1 protein-coding gene and 1 pseudogene are annotated in these 1200 nt (G+C 47.3%); both read left to right on the forward strand.

Going from position 1 to position 1200, the window contains the following annotated elements; translation table 11 throughout:
* Positions 1 to 976 (forward strand): transglycosylase SLT domain-containing protein (locus N7387_RS21225; protein ID WP_279800949.1); only part of this gene is annotated, 976 nt, incomplete at its 5' end.
* Positions 977 to 978: 2 nt separating this feature from the next.
* Positions 979 to 1200 (forward strand): annotated as a pseudogene (locus N7387_RS21230) (hypothetical protein); the annotation flags it as partial.

Below are 1200 nucleotides of genomic sequence, written 5' to 3' on the forward strand. Positions count from 1 at the left end.
ACCCATAACTCAGGGTGAGTATGACCAATACATGACAGATTACACTGCTGAAGAACGCGCCGAAATGGATAAGCGCGGAAACTACTCACAGGCAGAGCAACTTAAAAACATCGACACAAGCCTGCAAAGGCTGAGTAATATCCCGGACGCTATCGGTGAGGAGTTTGCTAAAACACATACGCAAAAAGGGGGGGCGTTAAGTGATTTTTCTCGCGGAGGCAATTTTAACATTGTGCTTGATAAGCAACCCAAAGCGCCAGCTGCTGCACCGGCAGAGTCAGCAGGAAAAGATATTATCGGCGGACGGTTAGGGCCCGGAGTTAAACTTAAAAGTGGCGAAACATACAAGTATCAGACCACTGAGTATTTCAATGAAGACGGAAGTATTGAAAATCCGATAGAAACTGACGCTGGAATTATATCCCTGTCCAGAATGGCTGATGCGGTGGCATGGCGAGAGTCACGCGGTAATCCTCTGGCTAAAAATCCGAAATCCTCAGCCACTGGTGCTTTCCAGATGGTAATTGGTACGGCAAGAGATAACGGTCTTAAAGTAGACCCTTCGAACGGAATTGACGATAGGCTTGATCCCGAAAAAGCTAGGGCTTCAGCTGAAATATTGATGAGCAAGTTGTTAAAGCAGTTTGATGGCAACGTAGCTGATGCTCTTTTTGCATATGCAGGTGGCGCAGGTGCAACCCGGAGATTCATTAACGGGGATAAAACTGCGCTTAATCAGGAGTCAATTGAATCTGTGTACAAGCTGGGTGAATACTTCAGCAGCCTTAATTTGGAGGCGTCAAAGGTTCATCAGGTGATCCAGTCATCAGGGCAATCGCAGCCTCAGCCACAGTTTTACGTCAACAACATGGAAATAAACAGCCAGCCTGAATCTGTTGACGCCCTCTCAAACTCCATACAGGAACAAGCATCCCGCGCCGGAATGAATGTCTCATTCGATACAATGGGGAGGTGATCATGAGCTTTGCATCACTTAATGCCGCCAGTATTTTTAATGCGATAGGGGGCGGGTCGCCGCTCTCTATTATGACCAGCCTCCTGAAGCCGTCATACGTTATTAAATCAGAGGATGGCAGTGTCACATTGCCGTTTGACGGTCTGAAAAATATCACCGCCAGCGGGTCAGCTAATGTGGTTACCGCGCCGGTCGAAAAAGGAAAGTATCAGACTCTTAATAAG

It is taken from the genome of Morganella sp. GD04133, assembly GCF_029835375.1.
GTDB classification, from domain to species: domain Bacteria; phylum Pseudomonadota; class Gammaproteobacteria; order Enterobacterales; family Enterobacteriaceae; genus Morganella; species Morganella morganii_B.